The sequence below is a fragment of the Sedimentimonas flavescens genome (genome assembly GCF_025154035.1).
GTDB lineage: Bacteria > Pseudomonadota > Alphaproteobacteria > Rhodobacterales > Rhodobacteraceae > Rhodobacter > Rhodobacter flavescens.
Window position 1 is genome coordinate 208,179 of sequence record NZ_JAOALJ010000001.1, and the last position, 19,790, is coordinate 227,968.

Annotated in this window: 21 protein-coding genes; 14 read left to right on the forward strand and 7 right to left on the reverse strand. The window is 64.1% G+C overall.

Translation table 11 applies throughout. The features are described 5' to 3' along the window. Nucleotides 1-26: 26 nt before the first annotated feature. A complete protein-coding gene (locus tag N3C64_RS00980) occupies nt 27-992 on the reverse strand; it encodes a TDT family transporter (RefSeq protein WP_260010857.1) in 966 nt (321 codons plus the stop codon). 105 nt (nt 993-1,097) lie between these two features. On the opposite strand from N3C64_RS00980, the gene speB (N3C64_RS00985) reads away from it, so the two are divergent. Beyond that, a complete protein-coding gene (gene speB, locus N3C64_RS00985; RefSeq protein WP_218629141.1) occupies nt 1,098-2,072 on the forward strand; it encodes an agmatinase in 975 nt (324 codons plus the stop codon). Here the strand turns inward: speB (N3C64_RS00985) and N3C64_RS00990 are convergent. Then, nucleotides 2,048-2,944 carry a GNAT family N-acetyltransferase gene (locus tag N3C64_RS00990; protein WP_260010860.1) on the reverse strand — a complete coding sequence of 299 codons (897 nt, stop codon included), beginning with the start codon at nt 2,942-2,944 and terminating at the stop codon, nt 2,048-2,050. The two genes, speB (N3C64_RS00985) and N3C64_RS00990, sit on opposite strands and share 25 nt — an antisense overlap. A 62-nt stretch (nt 2,945-3,006) precedes the next feature. On the opposite strand from N3C64_RS00990, the gene N3C64_RS00995 reads away from it, so the two are divergent. The 5 genes from N3C64_RS00995 to N3C64_RS01015 all read left to right on the forward strand — a co-directional run bounded on the left by N3C64_RS00995 (nt 3,007) and on the right by N3C64_RS01015 (nt 7,333). Then, nucleotides 3,007-3,132 (forward strand): hypothetical protein, encoded by a 126-nt coding sequence (locus N3C64_RS00995; protein WP_260010863.1) that lies wholly within the window; start codon nt 3,007-3,009, stop codon nt 3,130-3,132. Nucleotides 3,133-3,300: 168 nt separating this feature from the next. Further along, nucleotides 3,301-4,446, forward strand: a complete 1,146-nt coding sequence (locus N3C64_RS01000; RefSeq protein ID WP_375546085.1) for an outer membrane protein transport protein — start codon at nt 3,301-3,303, stop codon at nt 4,444-4,446. A 105-nt stretch (nt 4,447-4,551) separates the two neighbouring features. Continuing rightward, the gene (locus N3C64_RS01005) at nt 4,552-5,454 is read left to right on the forward strand and encodes a DMT family transporter (protein ID WP_260010869.1); all 903 of its coding nucleotides are present in this window, start codon (nt 4,552-4,554) and stop codon (nt 5,452-5,454) included. A gap of 47 nt (nt 5,455-5,501) precedes the next feature. Next, nucleotides 5,502-6,356 carry an ATPase gene (locus N3C64_RS01010; protein WP_218629145.1) on the forward strand — a complete coding sequence of 285 codons (855 nt, stop codon included), beginning with the start codon at nt 5,502-5,504 and terminating at the stop codon, nt 6,354-6,356. Nucleotides 6,357-6,412: 56 nt separating this feature from the next. Next, nucleotides 6,413-7,333 (forward strand): homoserine O-succinyltransferase, encoded by a 921-nt coding sequence (locus N3C64_RS01015; protein WP_260010871.1) that lies wholly within the window; start codon nt 6,413-6,415, stop codon nt 7,331-7,333. 233 nt (nt 7,334-7,566) lie between these two features. Here the strand turns inward: N3C64_RS01015 and N3C64_RS01020 are convergent, their stop codons facing one another. The 4 genes from N3C64_RS01020 to speB (N3C64_RS01035) form a co-directional block, all read right to left on the reverse strand. Continuing rightward, the gene (locus tag N3C64_RS01020; RefSeq protein ID WP_260010874.1) at nt 7,567-9,180 is read right to left on the reverse strand and encodes an FMN-binding glutamate synthase family protein; all 1,614 of its coding nucleotides are present in this window, start codon (nt 9,178-9,180) and stop codon (nt 7,567-7,569) included. A 153-nt stretch (nt 9,181-9,333) separates the two neighbouring features. Continuing rightward, the gene (locus tag N3C64_RS01025; protein WP_218629148.1) at nt 9,334-10,368 is read right to left on the reverse strand and encodes a DUF475 domain-containing protein; all 1,035 of its coding nucleotides are present in this window, start codon (nt 10,366-10,368) and stop codon (nt 9,334-9,336) included. A gap of 99 nt (nt 10,369-10,467) precedes the next feature. Further along, on the reverse strand, nt 10,468-10,890 hold the full coding sequence (locus tag N3C64_RS01030; RefSeq protein ID WP_260010876.1) for a DUF1499 domain-containing protein: 423 nt from the start codon (nt 10,888-10,890) through the stop codon (nt 10,468-10,470). After that, the gene (speB, locus tag N3C64_RS01035) at nt 10,887-11,855 is read right to left on the reverse strand and encodes an agmatinase (protein WP_260010878.1); all 969 of its coding nucleotides are present in this window, start codon (nt 11,853-11,855) and stop codon (nt 10,887-10,889) included. The genes N3C64_RS01030 and speB (N3C64_RS01035) overlap by 4 nt, the downstream gene beginning before the upstream one ends. A 197-nt stretch (nt 11,856-12,052) precedes the next feature. Between speB (N3C64_RS01035) and N3C64_RS01040 the strand changes: the two genes are divergently transcribed. The 3 genes from N3C64_RS01040 (at nt 12,053) to N3C64_RS01050 (ending at nt 13,271) form a co-directional block, all read left to right on the forward strand. Then, complete coding sequence (locus N3C64_RS01040; protein ID WP_260010880.1) at nt 12,053-12,565, forward strand: RrF2 family transcriptional regulator; 513 nt, start codon at nt 12,053-12,055, stop codon at nt 12,563-12,565. Between the two features lie 162 nt (nt 12,566-12,727). Continuing rightward, complete coding sequence (locus N3C64_RS01045; RefSeq protein WP_255697076.1) at nt 12,728-12,862, forward strand: hypothetical protein; 135 nt, start codon at nt 12,728-12,730, stop codon at nt 12,860-12,862. A 61-nt stretch (nt 12,863-12,923) separates the two neighbouring features. After that, nucleotides 12,924-13,271 (forward strand): TfoX/Sxy family DNA transformation protein, encoded by a 348-nt coding sequence (locus N3C64_RS01050; RefSeq protein ID WP_260010882.1) that lies wholly within the window; start codon nt 12,924-12,926, stop codon nt 13,269-13,271. On the opposite strand, the gene ndk is transcribed toward N3C64_RS01050, so the two are convergent. Then, nucleotides 13,268-13,690, reverse strand: a complete 423-nt coding sequence (ndk, locus tag N3C64_RS01055) for a nucleoside-diphosphate kinase (protein WP_218629153.1) — start codon at nt 13,688-13,690, stop codon at nt 13,268-13,270. The two genes, N3C64_RS01050 and ndk, sit on opposite strands and share 4 nt — an antisense overlap. A gap of 247 nt (nt 13,691-13,937) precedes the next feature. Between ndk and N3C64_RS01060 the strand changes: the two genes are divergently transcribed. The 5 genes from N3C64_RS01060 (at nt 13,938) to N3C64_RS01080 (ending at nt 19,779) form a co-directional block, all read left to right on the forward strand. Continuing rightward, nucleotides 13,938-14,234 carry a hypothetical protein gene (locus N3C64_RS01060; RefSeq protein ID WP_260010883.1) on the forward strand — a complete coding sequence of 99 codons (297 nt, stop codon included), beginning with the start codon at nt 13,938-13,940 and terminating at the stop codon, nt 14,232-14,234. Nucleotides 14,235-14,275: 41 nt separating this feature from the next. After that, the gene (locus tag N3C64_RS01065; protein WP_260010885.1) at nt 14,276-16,129 is read left to right on the forward strand and encodes an ABC-F family ATP-binding cassette domain-containing protein; all 1,854 of its coding nucleotides are present in this window, start codon (nt 14,276-14,278) and stop codon (nt 16,127-16,129) included. A gap of 138 nt (nt 16,130-16,267) precedes the next feature. Further along, nucleotides 16,268-17,272 carry a Fe(3+) ABC transporter substrate-binding protein gene (locus N3C64_RS01070; protein WP_260010887.1) on the forward strand — a complete coding sequence of 335 codons (1,005 nt, stop codon included), beginning with the start codon at nt 16,268-16,270 and terminating at the stop codon, nt 17,270-17,272. A 98-nt stretch (nt 17,273-17,370) separates the two neighbouring features. Then, nucleotides 17,371-18,306, forward strand: a complete 936-nt coding sequence (locus N3C64_RS01075; RefSeq protein ID WP_260010890.1) for a nucleoside hydrolase — start codon at nt 17,371-17,373, stop codon at nt 18,304-18,306. A 51-nt stretch (nt 18,307-18,357) separates the two neighbouring features. After that, a complete protein-coding gene (locus N3C64_RS01080; RefSeq protein WP_260010899.1) occupies nt 18,358-19,779 on the forward strand; it encodes a protein adenylyltransferase SelO in 1,422 nt (473 codons plus the stop codon). Nucleotides 19,780-19,790: the final 11 nt, after the last annotated feature.

Sequence of the window (19,790 nt, forward strand, 5' to 3'; positions counted from 1 at the left end):
ATGGCTGGCCGCGCTTTGCAAGCCCCTCAGGCGATGGCGGCGTTGGTTTTCACGGCAAGTTGCCCCTTGGCCCAGAGTTTCAGGATCTTGGCCGCGATAGGGATGATAAGCAGCGTGGCCGCGATCAGCATGAGCGCGCCGGGCAGACGCCACACACCGCCCACCGCCAGCCAGCAATTGGCCGTCGCGGCGACCGGGAAGGTCAAGGCCCCCCACATCGGCGAAAACCCGGATTCAAGCAGCCAGCGCGCCTTGACCACCATCACCGCCAGCAAAACCGCCGAAATGATCGCGAAAGCCTGCGCGAGGTTCGTAGCCCCCATGCCCGCCGCCACAGTGCCAAAGAGCGCCGCAGGCGAGAGGTGAATGGCCAGAAGCGGGCGCAGCGGCGCGGGAACGCTTTCACGCTGGAACTGGCGCGCCGAGGCCGCCCAGATCGCCACCCCGGCCACAAGTGCCACGACAAACAGCACCTTGCCAAGCTGAGGCAGGCCAAGGCTTTGCGCGACCATCGCGCCGACGATCCAACCCGTGAAGGTCAGATGCCACACCGGGCTCACACGGCGCTGCTCGGCCGGGCCTTTCGCGAAGGTCCAGATGACAGCGATATTGAACAGCAGGTGAATCCCCAACCCCAGAAGCAGGATCGGCCGCGCCTCGCTTGGCGCCAGGGGGCCGATGGCGGCGGCGAGCAGGTAAAGGCTCAGAACACCCGCAGCCAGACCGGCGCGGCCGGGCAGGATGCGCAGATCCTCCAGCACCACGGCCGGGCGGCGCGCGAACTTGACGACATAGGTCAGCACGGCGAACAACGCCAGCAGGGTGATCGCCCCGATGAACATGTCGGAAAGGCCCGTCGGCAGGGCAAACTCGCCCTCGCCCCGGCGCCACGCTAGCGCCAGCCCCAAGAGCCCCAGGACGGGCGGGAAGATCGCCGGAGGCGTGCGCCGCCAAAGACCTTTCGGTGTCGGGGTGGGTGCCTTGAATGCCATCGTTTCGTCCTCGTCCGCGAATTGACTACAGCAGGGCTAGCAGCCCCGCACGCGCCGTTGCAAGATGCTCATGCACGGCTTGGCCGGGAAATGACAGGAGACAATATGGCGCGGCATTCATACGAGACGGGGCGTCTCAACCTGCCCTTCGTCGGCATCGCAACCTTCGGCAAGCGCCCCTATGTCGAGGACTGGAGCAAGATCGATGCAGATATTGCCATCCTCGGCGCGCCCTTCGACTTTGGCACCCAGTTTCGGTCCGGGGCACGGTTCGGGCCGCGCTCGGTGCGCGAGGCCTCGACGCTGTTTTCATTTGGCCATGCAGGCGCCTATGACCATGAGGACGACGCCGTCTATCTGGGCGGCGATGTGCGCATCGTGGATATCGGCGACGCCGACATCGTCCATACTGACACCGAAACGAGCCACGCCAATATCGAGGCTGGCGTGCGCGCGATCCTCAAGGCGGGCGCCCTGCCCGTGGTGATCGGCGGCGATCACTCGATCAACATTCCGTGCATCCGGGCCTTCGACGAGACCTGTGCCAAGGACGGCCCGATCCACATCGTCCAAATCGACGCGCATCTGGATTTTGTCGATGTGCGCCACGGGGTGCGGCACGGACACGGCAACCCGATGCGCCGCGCGGCCGAGAAGGACTTCGTCTCGGGCATCACCGCGCTTGGCATCCGCAATGTCAGCTCAACCACGCAAGACGGATACGAGGCCGCCCGCGCCATGGGTGACGATATCCTCTCGGTGCGGCAGGTACGCCGTCTGGGCACCGAAGGCGTGCTGTCGCGCATCCCCAAGGGCGCGCGCATCTATGTCACCATCGACATCGACGGTTTCGACCCCTCGATCGCGCCAGGTACCGGAACGCCATCGCATGGCGGGTTCCTTTACTATGAGGTGCTGGAAATCCTGCAAGGCATCGCGCGCGAGCATGACGTCGTCGGCATTGACCTGGTCGAGGTGGCGCCTGACTACGACCCCGCCGGCTCGACCCCGATCCTGGCCGCTCAGGTGCTGCTAAACTTCCTCGGCTTCATCTTTCACGAACGCGCCAAGCGCGCCTGACCGGGCATGACAAGGCAGGTGGCGCCGAGGGCGCGCGCCACCGCCCCTGTTCCCAGCTTGAACCGCATCAGGTCTGCGCCCTCCTCAGAGTTCACATCGCCCAGATCGAGAGATTGCACACCTTGCCCGCGCAGGATCTCGGCCGCGCGCCAAAGCAGCAGGTTATGCGCGTGGTGGCTGCGCCCCTCGGGGCCAGTCCAGCCGATGTGATAGCTTGCCATCGCTCCGTGGCGCAGATAGATCATCCCGGCGATCGGCGCGCCCCGTAGCGTCGCTTTGAGCGCGAGCAGCCCACCCGTTTCGGCCCTGCCCCAGCCCTGCGCAAAATCACCTGGCAGCCCTCGGTAGCCGCGGGCGCGACGCTGAGCGGCCTCCGCTGCAATCAGCCAATCCGGCGCCCGGTCTATCTCCACCCTCAGAGCAGAGCGCTCCGCGACGGCCAAGCGGTTGCGCCACTTCCCCGCCAGCCCCGCGCGCAGAGTTCCGGCGTCTGGCACCAGATCCCAGATCGCATGGTGGCGCGGCGTGACAAGCGGGAAAAGGCCCCGGCCCTCGCAGGCAACCTCTGGCGTGGCGATCAGCGCCCCGCGTAGCGCGCGAGCCAGCACCCGGAGCACCGGCCTGACCGACGCGCCGGGCGCAAGCACGGGGCCGCGGCCGAGCAGCCAGAACCCGCCGCGCCCGATTACCTGCGCCAGCCCGATCCGTTGCGACCCAATCAACACTTCGCACCGGCGTACCCGACGCCCTTTCAGTGCCGCGATCTCTCCATAGGTCCAGTGCTGCTGCAAGGCGCCGCCGCCGAGGGCGTCTACCTCGTGGCCCCAAGCCAGCGGCCCCAGTTTCGTGTCGACGATGGCAAGATTTTCCATAGCCGCGTTAAGCCATGATTCACCTAACACGCGCTTAATGACCGAAACGAAACGGAGAGAGCATGGTCCGAAAATGCAGGCTGCCGATCCCTCGCCCACGCTACACGATCTGGGTTCCTGTGCTGCTGTCGGGCACGCTTTCGGTGCTCTGGATGGCAGGTCTGGGAATCACTTCGATGATCCGTTAAGCCGCGCCGCGCACCGAAGCGTGGCACTTGTGCCACGTGACGTCGGGGCACCCCCCGGGCACCGAAAAGTGCGACGCCACGTCACTGCCCAGACCGAAATAATTCACGTTAACGTCATGCTAGCTTCACTGAAAAAACAAGAAGCAAGCACGTAGGGAAGAGGTAGAAATGGGACGTGTCTTACTATCGGCCAGCGCCGTGGCCTTGTGCGCCAGCGCGGTCAATGCAGGGGGGATCGAGAGATCCGCACAGTCGGTGGCTCTCCTCTTTGAAGAGGGGAATTACATCGAATTCAACATGGGCCGCGTGAAGCCAGAAGTGTCGGGAACGCAGATGTTTCCGTATCCGAGCGCAGCTTTTGTTGGCGCAGATTCCGGCGACATGACGGAAAACTATAATACCTACAGCCTGGGCCTGAAGCTGAAGGTCAACGAGAAGCTCGACTTCGCCCTGATCGTGGACGAGCCGATTGGCGCCGACGTCTCCTATCCGATGACGGGTTACCTCTACGGGGGCTCGACGGCTGATGTGAACGCGCTCGCGACGACGGCGCTGCTGCGCTACAGGTTGCCGAACAACTTCAGCGTTATCGGCGGTGTACGCGCGATCAAGACCAGTGGTCGGGTCCATCTGTTCACTGGCTACGACATGCAGACCTCGAGCGAGACCGACTTCGGCTACGTTGTCGGCGTTGCATGGGAAAAGCCCGAGATCGCGGCTCGTATCGCCCTGACCTACAATTCGGCCGTCAGCCACAAGTTCGACGCGACCGAGGTCGCCGGCGGCTTCACTTTCGACACCGAGTTCGAGACCGATATCCCGCAATCGATCCTGCTTGAGGGTCAGACCGGCATCGCGAAAGACACGCTGGTGTTCGGCTCGGTTCGCTGGGTTGACTGGAGTGCCTTCGACATCTCGCCCTACATGTATACCAACGCACCTTCGAACCACTTCAAGGACGCGCTGGTATCCTACGAGGACGACACGATCACCTACACTCTGGGTGTCGGGCGCCGCTTCAACCAGAACTGGTCGGGTGCTGTCTTCGTCAGCCATGAAGCTGGCACGGGCGGATACGCAGGCAACCTTGGCCCAACCGATGGCGCAACCGCGCTTGGCCTTGCCGCCACCTACACGCGCGACAACCTCAAGATCACCGGTGGCGTGCGCTATGTCATGATCGGCGACACCAAGACCGAGGTTCCCTCGGCATTCCTTGGCGGGCAATGCCCCAACCAGGACTGCGGCACCTTCGCAGAGTTCGAGGACAACACAGCCGTCGCCTTTGGCCTTCGCGTGGGCTACTCGTTCTAAGTCGTCGCGCTTCCAAGAATCCGCAAACACCCCGCCATCGTGCGGGGTGTTTCTTTTCGCAGGTTTCGGGTGGTGAAAGCCTCTGACCAAAGGTAGCGTCGCGCCATGAACCAGAGCCTGTCCCAAACCCGTATCTCGCTGCTTGCCTGGATCCTCCTGGGGGCGCTTGCCCTGATCTGGGGGACATCGTTCCTTTCCAATCGCGCGGCACTTGCGGGCGCGGGCGTGCTGACGGTCGTCACCTTCCGGGTGGCCCTGGGGGCGGCGGTGCTATGGGCCTGGGTTCTCTATCGACGCCTGCCCGTACCGAACGACCGGCGTATCCTGACACGTTTCGTGATCATGGGGGCGTTGAACAATGCCATACCGTTCAGCCTGATCGTTTGGGGGCAAAAGCACATCGACTCGGGGCTGGCCTCGATCCTGAATGCCTCGACCGCAATCTTCGGCGTGGTGATCGCGGCGGCGGTCTTTGCGGATGAGCGACTGACCAGCGCCAGGGCCCTAGGGGCTCTGATCGGCTTCGCCGGGGTGGTTCTGGCGATCGGACCGGACGCGCTCGCGGGCTTTGACCTTGCCTCGGCGGGCCAGATGGCGGTGATCGGCGCCTCGATCGCCTACGGCTTCGCGGGCGCCTACGCGCGCCACGCCACGCGCGGACTGGCCCCCGAGGTCGCCGCAGCCGGAATGCTGAGCGGCGCGACCCTCTGGATGGTGCCCGCCATGCTGACCATTGAGGGCGTTCCGAATTTTGACTGGGCACCCTCGGTCTGGGTCGGTCTGATCTGGCTCGCGGCCGGGTGCTCGGCGCTGGCCTATATCCTCTACTACCGGATCCTCGCGCTTGCGGGATCGGGCAACCTGCTTTTGGTAACGCTGCTGATCCCGCCGGTCGCCATCGTCGCGGGCGCGCTGGTCTATGGCGAGAGGGTCGGCCTTAACGCCTTGGCCGGGTTTGGCCTGCTGGCGGTGGGGCTTGTCGTGCTCAACCGCACCAAAACCCCGTGACGGCGGCGGCGGGCCGCGCTAAACCGGGCCAAAGCAAGGGGACCGGGATGATTTATTCCAATCGCGCAGAATGGTTGGCGGCAAGCCAGAAGCGAGTGCTGCTGTTCGGCATGTCGGGTCTGGGCAAGACCTATCTCTCGGCCATGCTGCGCGGCACGGGTTGGTTCCACTACTCGGTCGATTACCGGATCGGCACGCGCTACATGGGCGAATTCATCGCCGACAACTTCAAGCGCGAGGCGATGAAAAGCCCCTTCCTGCGCGAGCTGCTGCTGACCGACAGCGTCTATATCGCCTCGAACATCACCTTCGATAATCTCGCGCCGCTGTCCACCTATCTCGGCAAGCCCGGCTCCGAGGCCAAGGGCGGATTGCCGTTCGAGGAATACATGCGTCGCCAGAACCAGCACCGTGCCGCCGAAAAGGCCGCGCTGCTCGACACGGTGCATTTCGTCCGCCGCGCCCGTGAGATCTACGGCATCACCAGTTTCGTCTGCGACTCCGGCGGCTCGATCTGCGAGGTGGTGGACCCCACCGACCCGGCCGACCCGATCCTGCGCGCCCTGTCCGAAAACTTCCTCATGGTCTGGATCGAGGGATCCGAGGCCCATACAGAGGAACTGGTGCGCCGCTTCGACCGCGCGCCGAAACCGATGTATTACCAGCCCGAATTCCTTGAGCGGAAATGGGTGCAATACCGCGTCGAGCGCGGCCTGAAGGAAGACGAGGTCAACCCCGACGATTTCGTGCGCTGGACCTATCGGCAGGCGCTCCAACACCGCCAGCCCCGCTACGCCGCCATGGCCGAGCACTGGGGCGTCAAGGTCAAGGCAGAAGACGTGGCCCTTGTCCGCGACGAGAAAGACTTTACATCGCTGATCGCAGCGGCACTTCCCGCCTAAGATCGAACGCCAACCCAAACTGACCAACCCCGGCCAGCAGGACCCCGGAGAGACCCATGCCCATCACCCTACCCGAGACGCTTCCCGCCTTCGACATCCTCTCGAAGGAAGGCGTCATGGTGATGTCGCCCGGGCGCGCGGCAATGCAGGACATCCGTCCGATCCGCATCGCGCTGCTGAACCTGATGCCCAAGAAAATCCAGACCGAGAACCAGTTCGCCCGGCTGATCGGTGCGACGCCCCTGCAGATCGACTTCCAGCTGATCCGTATGACCGAGCATCAGACCAGGAACACCGCCGCCGAGCATATGGAGGCCTTCTATCGCCCCTTCGCCGAGGTCGAGGCCTCGGGCGAGAAGTTCGACGGGCTGATCATCACCGGCGCCCCGATCGAGCACCTGCCCTTTGAGGAGGTGACCTATTGGGACGAGTTGACGCGGATCTTCGACTGGACGCAGAGCCATGTCTTTTCCACCTTCGGCGTGTGCTGGGGCGGCATGGCGATGGCGCACTACTTCCACGGCGTGCACAAGCACATCCTTGATCACAAGGCCTTCGGCTGCTTCCGGCACCGCAACCTGTCGCCCGCCTCGCCCTATCTGCGCGGATTCTCGGACGATGTGCTGATCCCGGTCAGCCGCTGGACCGAGATGCACCAGGACGAGATCGACGCTACGGGCCTCAAGACGCTGATCGCCTCGGATGAGACAGGCCCCTGCCTCGTGGAGGACAGCTGCCACCGCGCGCTCTATATCTTCAACCACCTCGAATATGACTCGGGCACGCTGAAGGAAGAGTATGACCGCGACGTCTCGGCGGGGAAACCGATCAACGTTCCGGCCAATTACTACCCGGACGATGACCCCGCGCGCGTGCCGACCAACCGGTGGCGCAGCCACGCGCATCTGCTCTATGGCAACTGGATCAATGAGATCTATCAGGGCACACCCTACGACCTCATGCAGATCGGGGCGTGAGACCACAGATTTCTGCCTTCGGGCCGCGATGAATTGTGGCAAAATTGTGAAACTGTCCTATACTGGTCAGACAGACTGCCCAGTAATGCGTTGCCGCTAACCTGGAAGCAGCCGGGTCAAGAAGCCGGGTGCTAGCTGCCCGAAGCCCCTGAACCAGGCTTCGTCACCCGGGACCACTGTGTGACCGGCTTCAGGGGCGGGCTTGACCCCACCACCAGGCCCGCCCTCTATTCTCAGACACCGCTGTCGATCGGCTCGAAGGCCGCTGCGCGCGCACGGCGCCAGCGCTTGAGGTAACCGAACCGTTCATCATCCTCGCGCAGCAGGAAGCCCTCCGGCATGTAGGGATAGACCTCGTCGGCGACGACCATCTCGCCGTCCTTTTCGCGCATCAGGAAGTGGTGCGGAAGGAAGCCACCGGGATGCTCAAGGCCAGCGGCGCCGGTCATCTCGGCCAGTGCCTTCATCGTGTTGCCGTGGAAATTGGCGACACGCTCGGCCTTGTCGGGCACAACCAGCGCCCGTGCGCGCATCTTGTCTTGCGTCGCCACGCCCACCGGGCAGCGATTGGTATGGCAAGCCTGCGCCTGGATACAGCCGATGGCGAACATGAAGCCACGAGCCGAATTCGCCCAGTCGGCCCCAAGCGCCAGCACGCGCGCGATGTCGAACGCGGTGACCAGCTTGCCGCTGGCGCCGATCTTGATGCGTTCGCGCAGGCCCGCGCCGCGCAGCGTGTTGTGGGCGAAAGTCAGCCCCTCGACCAGCGGCATCCCCATGTGGTTGGCGAATTCCAGCGGGGCAGCGCCGGTGCCGCCCTCCTTGCCGTCGACCACGATGAAATCGGGGGTGATGCCGGTTTCCAGCATCGCCTTGACCATGCACATGAACTCGCGCCGGTGGCCGATGCACAGCTTGAAGCCCACTGGTTTACCACCCGACAACTCGCGCAGTTGCGCGATGAACTGCATCATCTCGAGCGGGGTCGAGAAGGCCGAATGCGAGGCGGGCGAGATGCAATCCACCCCCATCGGCACGCCGCGGGCCTCGGCGATTTCCGGGCTGATCTTGGCGGCGGGCAGCATCCCGCCATGACCGGGCTTGGCGCCCTGGCTCAGCTTGATCTCGATCATCTTGACCTGCGGATCGGCCGCGGTCTCAGCGAACTTCTCGGGGCTGAACGCGCCCGCAGCATCACGGCAACCGAAGTAGCCCGAGCCGACCTCATAGATCAGATCGCCGCCGCCGGTGCGGTGATAGCGCGAAATACCGCCCTCGCCCGTGTCATGCGCGAATTTGCCTGCCTTGGCGCCACGGTTCAGCGCCTCGATGGCGTTCGACGAAAGTGCGCCGAAGCTCATGGCCGAGATGTTGTAGATCGAGGCCGAATAGGGCTGCTTGCAGTCCGGCCCGCCGATGGTGACGCGGAAGTTCGTGTCGGTGATGTGCTTGGGCCGCACCGAATGCGTCAGCCACTGATAGCCGGAATCGTAGACCCGCATCCGGGTGCCGAAGGGGCGCTTGTCCTCGACGTTCTTGGCGCGCTGGTAGACGATGGTGCGCAGCTCGCGCGAGAAAGGTTCTTCGTCCTGGTCGCTCTCGATCAGGTACTGGCGGATCTCGGGGCGGATACTCTCAAACATATAGCGCATGTGGCCAAGGATCGGGTAGTTACGCAGAACCGCACGGCGCGTCTGGATCAAGTCGAAGATGCCCACGACACCGAGAGCGCCGAAGATCAGCGCGGGAACCCAGAACCACGCCGAAAGCACAAGCCCGACCAGCGAAAGCGCGGCGAGCAGAAAACAAAGCCCAAGAGGGGTGAAGCGGGAATAGGGAGTGGACATGCCGTTACCTTGCCAGCGCCGTCACGCGGCGCGACCGCACGGACAGCTCGTGTTCCTGTTAAAGTCAGGATGACGCGGTAGGCGCGCCCTGTCGAGCCAGCGAAATGCTCAAATTTCGGGCAAAACCCCTCAAAACGGTGGGGTTTTCGGTGATTATCGCGCGCTGCGGCGGTTGAAGCGCAGCGAGGACAGCAACGACAGGCCGATGAAAGCTGCCCCGATCAGGCCGGTCGCGACCTCGGGAATATGCCACAGCGTCTGCGCGAACATGATCCCCGAAAGGATCAGGATCGACCAGAACGCGCCATGTTCGAGGTAGCGAAACTCCGCCAGCGTGTTCTTCTCGACCAGCATAATCGTCATCGAGCGCACATACATCGCGCCAATGCCAAGGCCGATGGCGATCAGGAAGAGGTTCTGCGTCAAGGCGAAGGCACCGATGACACCGTCGAAGCTGAACGAAGCGTCGAGTACCTCAAGGTAAAGGAAGGCGCCGATACCACCCTTCGCCGCTTCGCTGGCAAGCGAGGCGCGGTCGAGCACGTGCCCCAGCACCTCGACACCCAGGAAGGTCAAAAGCCCCGCGCAGGCGGCGAACAGAAACTCACCTTCGGTTCCGGGCGGAAGCACCCAGGTGAACAGCATGACCACGCTCAGGACGAGGCCGATTTCAAGCCCGCGGATCGAGGCACAGGCGCGCAGGCGCCGCTCCAGCGCGGCGATCCAGTCGACTTCCTTGCCTTCGTCGATGAAGTAGTTCAGCGCGACCATCATCAGGAACGCGCCGCCGAACGCAGCGATGGACACATGCGCCGAGCCGATGATGCGGGCGTATTCGGCGGGTTGCGTCGCCGCAAGCTTCACCGCCTCGATCGGGCCAATGCCGGCGGCAATCACCACGACCAGAAGCGGGAACAGGATCCGCATCCCGAAGACCGCGATCACGATACCCCAGGTCAGGAAGCGGTGCTGCCACTCGGGCGTCATCTGCTTGAGCTTGTTGGCGTTGACGATAGCGTTGTCGAAAGACAGCGAGATCTCAAGCACCGCGAGCACGGCTGCGATCACGAAGAAGGCGAACGTGCCGCTCAGCGTGCCCGAATAGGCCCAGCCGAGCCAGATCGCGAGTGCCAGGCCCAGTGCCGTGAAACCGAACGCCCAGGAAAAGTAATGTAGTGCGATGCGCATGATGTCCCCACTCGCCTCCGGGTCAGATAGGGGGTCGCAGGTTGGCCTGCAAGGTGGCGCCCCGAGGGAGTTTTGCGCGTGATTTCCGCGCAACAGATCCTAGAGCCCGGCGAGCGCAAGCCAGCCCTCGACCCGCGCGCGGTTCACGCCGAAGTCGTTCCCGCCGAACACCAGATGGGCACGCAGATGTACCCGGTCACCATCAATCCAGATGTTCGAAATATCCGGGAAACCCCAGACCGCCGAGCGTGTCACGAAGGTCAATAGGCCCTCTTCAACGCTGCCCTCCAGCAGTTCGGTGCGCGGGGTCAGTTCGGCCGCCTGGGCAAGGGCCACCAGCGCCGCGCGCGGCTCCGGCACCTGGCGCACGGCCTCGAATCCGCCGCGCATGGGCCAGTCGCCGGGTGCATTGGCGCTGTCCATCCGGTGATAGCGATCCGCCGGAAGCGGGGCCAGCCGCACCCAGACGGCAAAAGCCAGCACGGCGAGAACAAGGGCCGCCAGAACGAGGCGTAAGATCATGCCGTGCTCCGGCGCGTCCAACCGTAAAGCGCTATCAGCTCCATCGCGACATGCGCGCCCGCAATGGCGGTTGCCCCGGTCGTGTCATAGGGCGGCGAGACCTCGACGACATCGCCCCCGACCAGATTGATCCCTGCAAGCCCGCGCAAGATCGCCGCCGCCTGCCAACTCGCCAGCCCGCCCCAGACCGGCGTGCCAGTCCCCGGCGCGAAGGCCGGATCGAGGCAGTCGATATCGAAGGTCACATAGGTCGGCCGGTCACCCACGATCTCCTTGATCCGCGCGACCGTCTCATCGACGCCGCGCTGATGCACGAAGGGCGCGTCGAGAATATTCACCCCGAGCGTATCGGGATTGTCGGTGCGGATGCCAACCGAGACCGTCGTCGGCGCCTCGACGAGCCCCAGCTTGATCGCCTTGTAGAGGAACGTGCCGTGGTCGATCCGGCTCATGTCGTCATCGGCCCAGGTATCGGAATGGGCGTCGAACTGGATCAGCGCGACGGGGCCGAACTTCTCGGCATAGGCGCGCAGGATGGGCAGTGTGACGAAATGGTCGCCGCCAAGCGTCACCGTCCCCGCGCCCGCCGCCAGAATGTGCGCGATATGCGCCTGCACCCGGTCGGGGAACGAGGCCGTATGCGCGTAATCGAAGGCCACATCGCCGTAATCGACCACGCTCATCTCGCTCAGCGGATCATAGCCCCAGCCGTAAGGCGCATCGAAGGCTTGCAGGGTCGAGGCTTCGCGGATGGCGCGCGGCCCGAAGCGCGTGCCGGGGCGATGCGTGACCGCCTGATCGAAGGGCACGCCGGTAACGGCCAGATCGACCCCGGTCAGATCCTTGCTGTAACGGCGGCGCAGGAAGCTGGTCGCACCGGCGAAGGCGTTCTCATAAGCCAGCCCGCGCAGGTCCTGACGCGTGAACGCCATGTCGATCTCGTTCTTGGCATCTTCAAGCGCCATCGCACACCTCATCGTTTTGCCCTAGCTGACCCGAGCAAGCGCAAAGGTCAAGCCTTCCGCGGCGCTGTCTTAGCCACGGGCCGGTGGCGGAAAACCGCCAAGAGTCGCGTTTCATTTGGTGCATTTTCGATACCTGATCTAAGTCAAGTCCCGCGCCGCTGTTCTGTCGTAAACAGACCTATCCAGAGGACATTGCGATGCGACTGACCACACGAACGAACCTTGCCATGCGGACCCTGATGTTCTGCGCCGTGAACCCGGATCGCATCGTGCGCAAGCATGAGATCGCCGAGGCCTGCAACGCGTCCGAAAATCACCTGGCGCAGGTGGTCAATACGCTCGCTCAGCGCGGGTTCATCGAAACGCAGCGCGGCCGCTCGGGCGGGTTGCGACTGGCGCGCCCGATGGATCAGATCGGCGTGGGCGAGGTGCTGCGCGCCTTCGAGGCCACCCTGCCCTTCGCGGAATGCTTCGATCTGGAAACCAACACCTGCCCGCTGCACGAAGCCTGCATGTTCCGCGAGGCACTGCTGGAGGCACTCGAGGCATTCTATGCCACGATGGACCGCCGCACGCTCGCCGACCTGATCGAGGACAATGCGGCGTTGGAGCATCTTCTGCGCCTGCCCACGGCTCAGCCGATTTCGATTTGCGGAACGAGCCGCCGCTCGGGCGCCTCAGCCACGGCGGCTCAGGCGGCGCTCAACTAAGCGTATCGGGCATCGCGGCGTAGCAGCGCGGTCACATCCGCGCGAGGCCTTGCCAAACGCAATATCTGTTCTTGCCTAAACGAAGAACCAGTCGTATCTGGCGCCGCACTCCCGTTTTCAAACTGCCTAATAATTAGGCATGACGGGTTACTGAGGCTGATGATGCAACACGCGCAACAGATGGGCTCTGACAACCAGCAGAAGCCCGGAACCAAATCTGCCCCCCAGCAGCAGGGGCAATCCGGCACCACCGCCCAACAGGGTGGCGTGACCTTCAACGACTGGGCCTCGATCTAAGGCAGCTTGCCTGCGGGACAACAACGGGACACAGTAGCTTGTCCCCTTCGCTGATCCCGCCATGCCCAACCCTTTGACAGACATCAACGGTATCGGCCCCGCCACGGCGGAGGGTTTTCAGCGTGCGGGTATCCCCGACGCCGAGACCCTGCGCGAGATGGGCGCCGATGCCGCCTATCTGGCGTGGATGCGCGCCGGGAACCCTCCCCATTTCATCGGTTACTATGCGCTGGTCATGGCGCTTCAGGGCCGCCCCTGGAACGATTGCCGGGGCGCCGAGAAAGACGCCCTGCGCGAGCGTTTCGACGCGCTCAAGGCCGAGGCGCGCCAGCGCACCGCCGGAATTGACAAGGGCCACCTCCGGCTGGAGGCGGCCCTTGATGAGATCGGTGTGGGGTTGCGGCGTTAGCCGACCAGTTCCAGACCCGAGAAGAAGAACGCGATTTCGACCGCTGCGGTCTCCGGGGCGTCCGAACCGTGGACCGAGTTCTCGCCAACCGAGAGCGCGAATTCCTTGCGGATGGTGCCGTCAGCGGCCTGGGCCGGGTTGGTGGCGCCCATCACTTCGCGGTTCTTCGCGATCGCGCCTTCGCCTTCCAGCACCTGCACGACAACCGGCTCCGAAGCCATGAATTCGCACAGTTCGCCGTAGAAGGGGCGCTCTTTGTGGACTTCGTAGAACTTGCCGGCCTGCTCGAGGCTCAGCTTGATGCGCTTCTGCGCGACGATGCGCAGGCCCGCTTCTTCGAATTTGGCGTTGATCTTGCCGGTCAGGTTGCGGCGAGTCGCATCGGGCTTGATGATGCTGAGCGTGCGTTCGATAGCCATGAGGGGAGGCCCTTTCTGATACACTACCCGGCGAGATCACCGGGTCGGATTTTTGCTTCTGGCGCCTGCTAGCATGGGGTTTGGCGCTTGAAAACCCCCTGCCATGCGCAATTTCTATCGCCTTGATATGTCTTTTGCACGAAACCTGACCAAAATGTCGATCGGCGGAAAAAGCTGCGGCCGGATGTCGCGTTGCATATACCCGAGTTTTTAAGTCAGCTTTGCGCAAATCCTCAAGGAGCTCCCCATGAATATCCGCTTCGTGCTACCACTCGCCGCCGCCCTGATCGCCCCGCTTGCTCTGGCCGCGCAAGAGACTGTGGGGCCGAACGCCCTGCCCTTCACCTATGAGATGTTCGAGGCCTCGGTTCCCCATGTCGATATCGCGGTCTGCCCCGTTGACCTCGCCGCCGAGGGCCGCTTTTGCCGCGTCGCGCTATTCAACGACGCCTTCAATCTCTTCGTCTTCTCGGAAGAGGGCGAGCAGCCGATGGTGGGCTTCCACAGCTACGGCGCAGAACTGATGACGGGCCTGTTCGACTAACCACCGTTGACGGCGCAGTCGGGCTCGGGCATGGCTGGCCCATGCTCAAGATATCCGACATTTCCTATTCGATCGAAGGCCGCCCCCTGTTCGAGGGCGCCTCGGCCACCATTCCCGACGGCCACAAGGTGGGCCTTGTCGGCGCGAACGGCGCGGGCAAGACCACGCTTTTCCGCCTGATCCGGGGCGAGTTGGCGTTGGAGGGCGGCGAGATCTCGCTGCCCGCCCGCGCCCGCATCGGCGGCGTCGCGCAAGAGGTGCCCTCGTCCAACGTCAGCCTGATCGACACGGTGCTGGCCGCCGACACCGAACGCGCCACGCTGATGGCCGAAGCCGAGCACGCCTCAGACCCACACCGCATCGCCGAGATCCAGACCCGGCTGGCCGATATTGAAGCCTGGTCGGCCGAGGGCCGTGCCTCGGCGATCCTCAAGGGGCTTGGCTTTGACGCCGAGGCGCAGCGGCGCCCCTGCTCGGATTTCTCGGGCGGCTGGCGAATGCGCGTAGCGCTAGCGGGGGTGCTGTTCTCGCAGCCTGACCTTCTGTTGCTGGACGAACCGACGAACTACCTCGACCTCGAAGGCGCGCTCTGGCTGGAGCAATACCTTGCGCGCTATCCGCATACGGTCATTGTCATTTCGCACGACCGCGACCTTCTGAACCGGGCCGTGGGCGCGATCCTGCACCTCGAAAACCGTCGACTGACGCTTTATCAAGGCAGCTACGACACGTTTGCCCGCACCCGCGCCGAGCAGCGCGCCGTTCTGGTCGCCGAGGCGAAGAAGCAAGAGGCCCGCCGCGCCCACCTCCAAAGTTTCGTCGATCGCTTCAAGGCCAAGGCCAGCAAGGCCGTCCAGGCGCAGGCCCGCGTGAAGATGCTCGAAAAGATGGTGCCGATCACCGCGCCGGAAGAGGCCGCCAAGCAGGTCTTCACCTTCCCCACGCCCGAGCAGCTCTCGCCGCCGATCATCGCGATGGAGGGGGCGGCCGTCGGCTATGGCGGCGCGCCGATCCTGCGCCGCCTAAGCCTGCGCATCGACCAGGATGACCGGATCGCCCTGTTAGGTCGCAATGGCGAGGGCAAATCGACCCTTTCGAAACTGCTTGCGGGCAAGTTGCAGGTCGAGGAAGGCGCGATCACCCGCTCGTCCAAGCTGCGGATCGGCTATTTCGCGCAGCATCAGGTGGATGAGTTGGACCTGAACGCCACGCCGCTCTTGCATCTTCAGCGCCTGCGCCCCGAAGAGCATCAATCCAGGCTGCGCGCAAGGCTGGCGGGGTTCGGCCTTGGCGCCGATCAGGCCGAGACGAATGTCGGCAAGCTCTCGGGCGGGCAGAAGGCGCGACTGTCGCTGCTGCTCGCGACGCTCGATGCGCCGCATCTGCTGATCCTCGACGAACCGACGAACCACCTCGACATTGAAAGCCGCGAGGCGCTGGTCGAGGCACTGACCGCATATACCGGCGCCGTCATCCTTGTCAGCCACGACATGCACCTGCTCAGCCTCGTGGCGGACCGGCTGTGGCTGGTCAAGGGCGGCGCGGTTCAGCCCTATGGCGGCGATCTAGAGCAATACCGCGCCGAATTGCTGGCGGGCGACCCGGCCGAGCGGCCCGCACCGAAAGCCAAGGACAAGCCCGCCAAGCCCTCGCGCGATGCGATCCTTGCCCTGCGTTCCGAGGCGCGCAAATGCGAAGAGCGTGTGAACAAGCTGTCGGAAATGCTTGGAAAACTTGATGAAAAGCTGGCAGATGCAGGGCTTTACGAAGCCGCGCGCGCGTCCGAGCGCGACAAGTGGTTGCTCAAACACGCGGAGGCGCGCGATGCGATGGTCCGCGCCGAAGAGCTATGGATCGAGGCGTTGGAGAAGCTTGAAGCCGCCGAGGCGATCTGAGCAAAAGACGACAGAAACGGGGGCTTTGGCCCCCGTCTTTTTTTTGTCACAAGAATTTATCCGAGAACTCTACTCAGGTATTGACGAAGCGCCATGAGTTGGGTTTAAGAGGCGCAATTCTGACTAAAGGAGTCACCAATGAACACGCGCATCTTCCTGGCCCTCTCGACCGCTCTGGTCGCCGCCCCCGCTCTCGCCGACGAGGTCAATGTCTATTCGCATCGTCAGCCCGAACTGGTGCAGCCGCTGTTCGATGCCTTCACCGCCGAAACCGGCATCAATGTGAACGTCGCCTTCGTCGAAAAGGGCATGGTCGAGCGCCTGGTCGCCGAGGGCAGCCGCTCGCCCGCCGACCTCGTGATGACCGTGGATATCGCGCGCCTCCAGCAGGTCGTGGAAGCCGGCGTGATCCAGCCCGTCGAAGACCCCGCACTTGAGGCCGCGGTCCCCGCCAGCTTCCGCGATCCGGCGAACCAATGGTTTGGTCTGACCAGCCGCGCCCGCATCGTCTATGCCAGCCGCGACCGCGTGGCCGATGGCGAGGTGACCACCTACGAAGATCTGGCCGACCCGAAGTGGAAAGGCCGCATCTGCACCCGCTCCTTCACCTCGGATTACAACGTGGCGCTGACCGCCGCCTATCTGGCCCATCACGGCACCGAGGCCACCACCGCCTGGCTCGAAGGCGTCAAGGCCAACCTCGCCAAGAAGCCCGAGGGCAATGACCGCAGCCAGGTCAAGTCGATCTGGGCAGGCGAATGCGACATCTCGCTTGGCAACACCTATTACATGGGCCAGATGGTCGCCGACCCCGAGCAGAAAGCCTGGGCGGACTCGGTCCGCATCGTCTTCCCGACCTTCGAGGGTCAGGGCACTCATATGAACATCTCGGGCGTGGCAATGACCAAGGCCGCACCGAACCGCGATAACGCGCTGAAACTGATGGAATTCCTGGCTTCGGATGAAGCTCAGGCGATCTACGCCGAGACCAACCACGAGTTCCCGGTCAAGGACGGCGTCAAGCGCTCGGCGCTGGTCGAAAGCTGGGGTGACTTCACCGCCGACCCGATCAACCTTGTCGACGTCTCGAACCTGCGCCCCGAAGCGCTGAAGCTGATCGAGGCTGTGAACTTCGACGGTTAATGCCTGAAAGGCCCCGGGAAACCGGGGCCTTTTTCTTCGCGCGGCGATCTCTGGACTTCGCCCGGCGGCTCGGACACTCTGCCCGAAAGGAGAGCCCCATGCCGCGCAAGATCATCATCGACACCGACCCCGGACAGGACGACGCCGTCGCCCTCCTTCTGGCGCTGGCGAGCCCTGAGCTGGAGGTTCTGGGCATCACCTGCGTGGCCGGAAACGTGCCGCTGGCGCTGACCACACGCAATGCGCGGGTCGTGTGCGAACTGGCCGGCAAGACCGAGGTCAAGATTTTCGCCGGCTGCGATCGCCCGATGCAGCGCGCCCTTGTCACCGCCGAGTATGTCCACGGCAAGACCGGGCTCGATGGGATCGCCCTGCCTGATCCGACCATGGCCCTACAGGATGCTCATGCCGTCGATTTCATCATCGAGACGCTGCGCGATCTCCCCGAAGGGAGCGTAACCCTGTGCCCTCTGGGGCCGCTGACGAACATCGCCACGGCCTTCACCCGCGCGCCGGATATCGTGCCGAAGGTGGCCGAGATCGTGCTGATGGGCGGCGCCTATTTCGAGGTTGGCAACACCACGCCCGCCGCCGAGTTCAACATTTACGTCGATCCGCAAGCTGCTGAGATCGTGTTCAAATCCGGCGTGCCTTTGGCGGTCATGCCGCTTGACGTCACGCACAAGGCGCTGACCACCCGCGCGCGGATCGAGGCCTTCCGCGCCCTTGGCACCCGCGTCGGCAATGCCGTCGCCAGTTGGACCGATTTCTTCGAGCGTTTCGACATGGCGAAATATGGCAGCCAGGGCGCGCCACTGCATGACCCCTGCGTGATCGCCTACCTTCTGAACCCCAACCTGTTCGAGGGCCGCCACATCAACGTCGAGATCGAGACCCGGTCCGAACTGACTATGGGCATGACCGTCGCCGACTGGTGGCGCGTGACGGACCGCCCGGCGAATGCGCTTTTCATGGGCTCGCTCGACGCCGAAGGGTTCTACACCCTGCTGATCGAACGCATTGGCCGCCTTTAGTCGGGCTGGCGCGGCGCGAAAGGCGCGCTATATCCGGGCGAAGGAGATGCGATGACCCTGCCCTTTGACAACAGTTATGCCCGCCTGCCCGAGCGGTTTTATGCACGCCAGGACCCCGTGCCGGTCAAGGCGCCAAGCCTTGCCGCGCTGAACCGCCCGCTTGCGGAACGGCTTGGGCTTGATGCCGATTGGCTTGCCAGCGCCGAAGGCATCGCCATGTTGGCCGGAAACACCATGCCGCCGGGCGCCGAGCCCTTGGCGCAGGCCTATGCCGGGCATCAATTCGGAGGATGGGTGCCGACTCTGGGCGACGGCCGCGCGATCCTGCTGGGTGAGGTTGTCGCGCCGGATGGCGCGCGTTTTGACATCCAGCTCAAGGGTGCAGGCCGAACGCCGTTTTCGCGTCGGGGCGACGGGCGCGCATGGATTGGCCCCGTTCTGCGCGAATACATCGTCAGCGAGGCTTTCGCCGCCCTTGGGATCCCGACGACACGGGCGCTTGCGGCCCTTACTACGGGCGAGGTCGTCGTGCGCGATGCAATGGGCCGCCCCGGCGCGATCCTTGCGCGCGTGGCCTCCAGCCATGTACGTGTTGGCACCTTCCAGTATTTTGCGGCGCGCGGCGACGAAGATGCGCTAATATCGCTCTGCAACTTTATGATTTCGCGCCACTATCCCAACGCGACAAGCCCGCTCGACCTGCTGAGCGACGTCGTCGCGGCGCAGGCAGATCTGGTGGCGCGCTGGATGTCCGTGGGGTTCATCCATGGCGTGATGAACACCGACAATATGGCGCTCTCGGGCGAGACGATCGACTTCGGCCCCTGCGCTTTCATGGATGATTACCACCCACAGACGGTCTTTTCCTCGATCGACCAATTCGGGCGCTATGCCTATGCCAACCAGCCGCAGATCGCGGCCTGGAACCTCGCGCAACTGGCAACCTGCCTGCTGCCCCTGATGGGAGAGCGTGACGCGGCCATCGAGGCCGCGACCGAGGCCGTGCATGGCTTCGCCCCGATCTACCAGGGCGCCTGGCTGCGCTATATGGGCGCGAAACTGGGCCTTTCCTCAGCAACCGAGGACGACCGGCCCCTGATCGAAGACCTGCTGAGCCGTATGGCGGTCGAGCGCGCCGATTTCACCCGCACCTTCCACGGGCTGCGCAGCGGAAAGGCGCGCGCCGAGTTCATCGACCCCGCCGCCTTCGACACATGGGCACCCGCCTGGCAAGCCCGCCTTGCGCGCGAGGAAACGCCCACGGCGACCATGGCTGCCGCGAACCCGGTGCGCATCCCGCGCAATCACCGCATCGAAGAGGTCATCGTCGCCGCGACGGATGGAAACTTTGCCCCGTTCGAGCGCCTGAGCGCCGCATTGCGCACGCCCTTTGCCGACGACCCCGCATTCGCCGAGCTCGAACTGGCGCCAGTGCCCGACGAACGGGTTTTGCGGACCTTCTGCGGTACCTGAACTTCGCGGTG

Bases quoted from the DNA above. Each gene is read 5' to 3' on its own strand.
- N3C64_RS00980 (WP_260010857.1), bottom strand. From the start codon at position 992: ATGGCATTCAAGGCACCCACCCCGACACCGAAAGGTCTTTGGCGGCGC.
- speB (WP_218629141.1), top strand. From the start codon at position 1,098: ATGGCGCGGCATTCATACGAGACGGGGCGTCTCAACCTGCCCTTCGTC.
- N3C64_RS00990 (WP_260010860.1), bottom strand. From the start codon at position 2,944: ATGGAAAATCTTGCCATCGTCGACACGAAACTGGGGCCGCTGGCTTGG.
- N3C64_RS00995 (WP_260010863.1), top strand. From the start codon at position 3,007: ATGGTCCGAAAATGCAGGCTGCCGATCCCTCGCCCACGCTACACGATC.
- N3C64_RS01000 (WP_375546085.1), top strand. From the start codon at position 3,301: ATGGGACGTGTCTTACTATCGGCCAGCGCCGTGGCCTTGTGCGCCAGC.
- N3C64_RS01005 (WP_260010869.1), top strand. From the start codon at position 4,552: ATGAACCAGAGCCTGTCCCAAACCCGTATCTCGCTGCTTGCCTGGATC.
- N3C64_RS01010 (WP_218629145.1), top strand. From the start codon at position 5,502: ATGATTTATTCCAATCGCGCAGAATGGTTGGCGGCAAGCCAGAAGCGA.
- N3C64_RS01015 (WP_260010871.1), top strand. From the start codon at position 6,413: ATGCCCATCACCCTACCCGAGACGCTTCCCGCCTTCGACATCCTCTCG.
- N3C64_RS01020 (WP_260010874.1), bottom strand. From the start codon at position 9,180: ATGTCCACTCCCTATTCCCGCTTCACCCCTCTTGGGCTTTGTTTTCTG.
- N3C64_RS01025 (WP_218629148.1), bottom strand. From the start codon at position 10,368: ATGCGCATCGCACTACATTACTTTTCCTGGGCGTTCGGTTTCACGGCA.
- N3C64_RS01030 (WP_260010876.1), bottom strand. From the start codon at position 10,890: ATGATCTTACGCCTCGTTCTGGCGGCCCTTGTTCTCGCCGTGCTGGCT.
- speB (WP_260010878.1), bottom strand. From the start codon at position 11,855: ATGGCGCTTGAAGATGCCAAGAACGAGATCGACATGGCGTTCACGCGT.
- N3C64_RS01040 (WP_260010880.1), top strand. From the start codon at position 12,053: ATGCGACTGACCACACGAACGAACCTTGCCATGCGGACCCTGATGTTC.
- N3C64_RS01045 (WP_255697076.1), top strand. From the start codon at position 12,728: ATGCAACACGCGCAACAGATGGGCTCTGACAACCAGCAGAAGCCCGGA.
- N3C64_RS01050 (WP_260010882.1), top strand. From the start codon at position 12,924: ATGCCCAACCCTTTGACAGACATCAACGGTATCGGCCCCGCCACGGCG.
- ndk (WP_218629153.1), bottom strand. From the start codon at position 13,690: ATGGCTATCGAACGCACGCTCAGCATCATCAAGCCCGATGCGACTCGC.
- N3C64_RS01060 (WP_260010883.1), top strand. From the start codon at position 13,938: ATGAATATCCGCTTCGTGCTACCACTCGCCGCCGCCCTGATCGCCCCG.
- N3C64_RS01065 (WP_260010885.1), top strand. From the start codon at position 14,276: ATGCTCAAGATATCCGACATTTCCTATTCGATCGAAGGCCGCCCCCTG.
- N3C64_RS01070 (WP_260010887.1), top strand. From the start codon at position 16,268: ATGAACACGCGCATCTTCCTGGCCCTCTCGACCGCTCTGGTCGCCGCC.
- N3C64_RS01075 (WP_260010890.1), top strand. From the start codon at position 17,371: ATGCCGCGCAAGATCATCATCGACACCGACCCCGGACAGGACGACGCC.
- N3C64_RS01080 (WP_260010899.1), top strand. From the start codon at position 18,358: ATGACCCTGCCCTTTGACAACAGTTATGCCCGCCTGCCCGAGCGGTTT.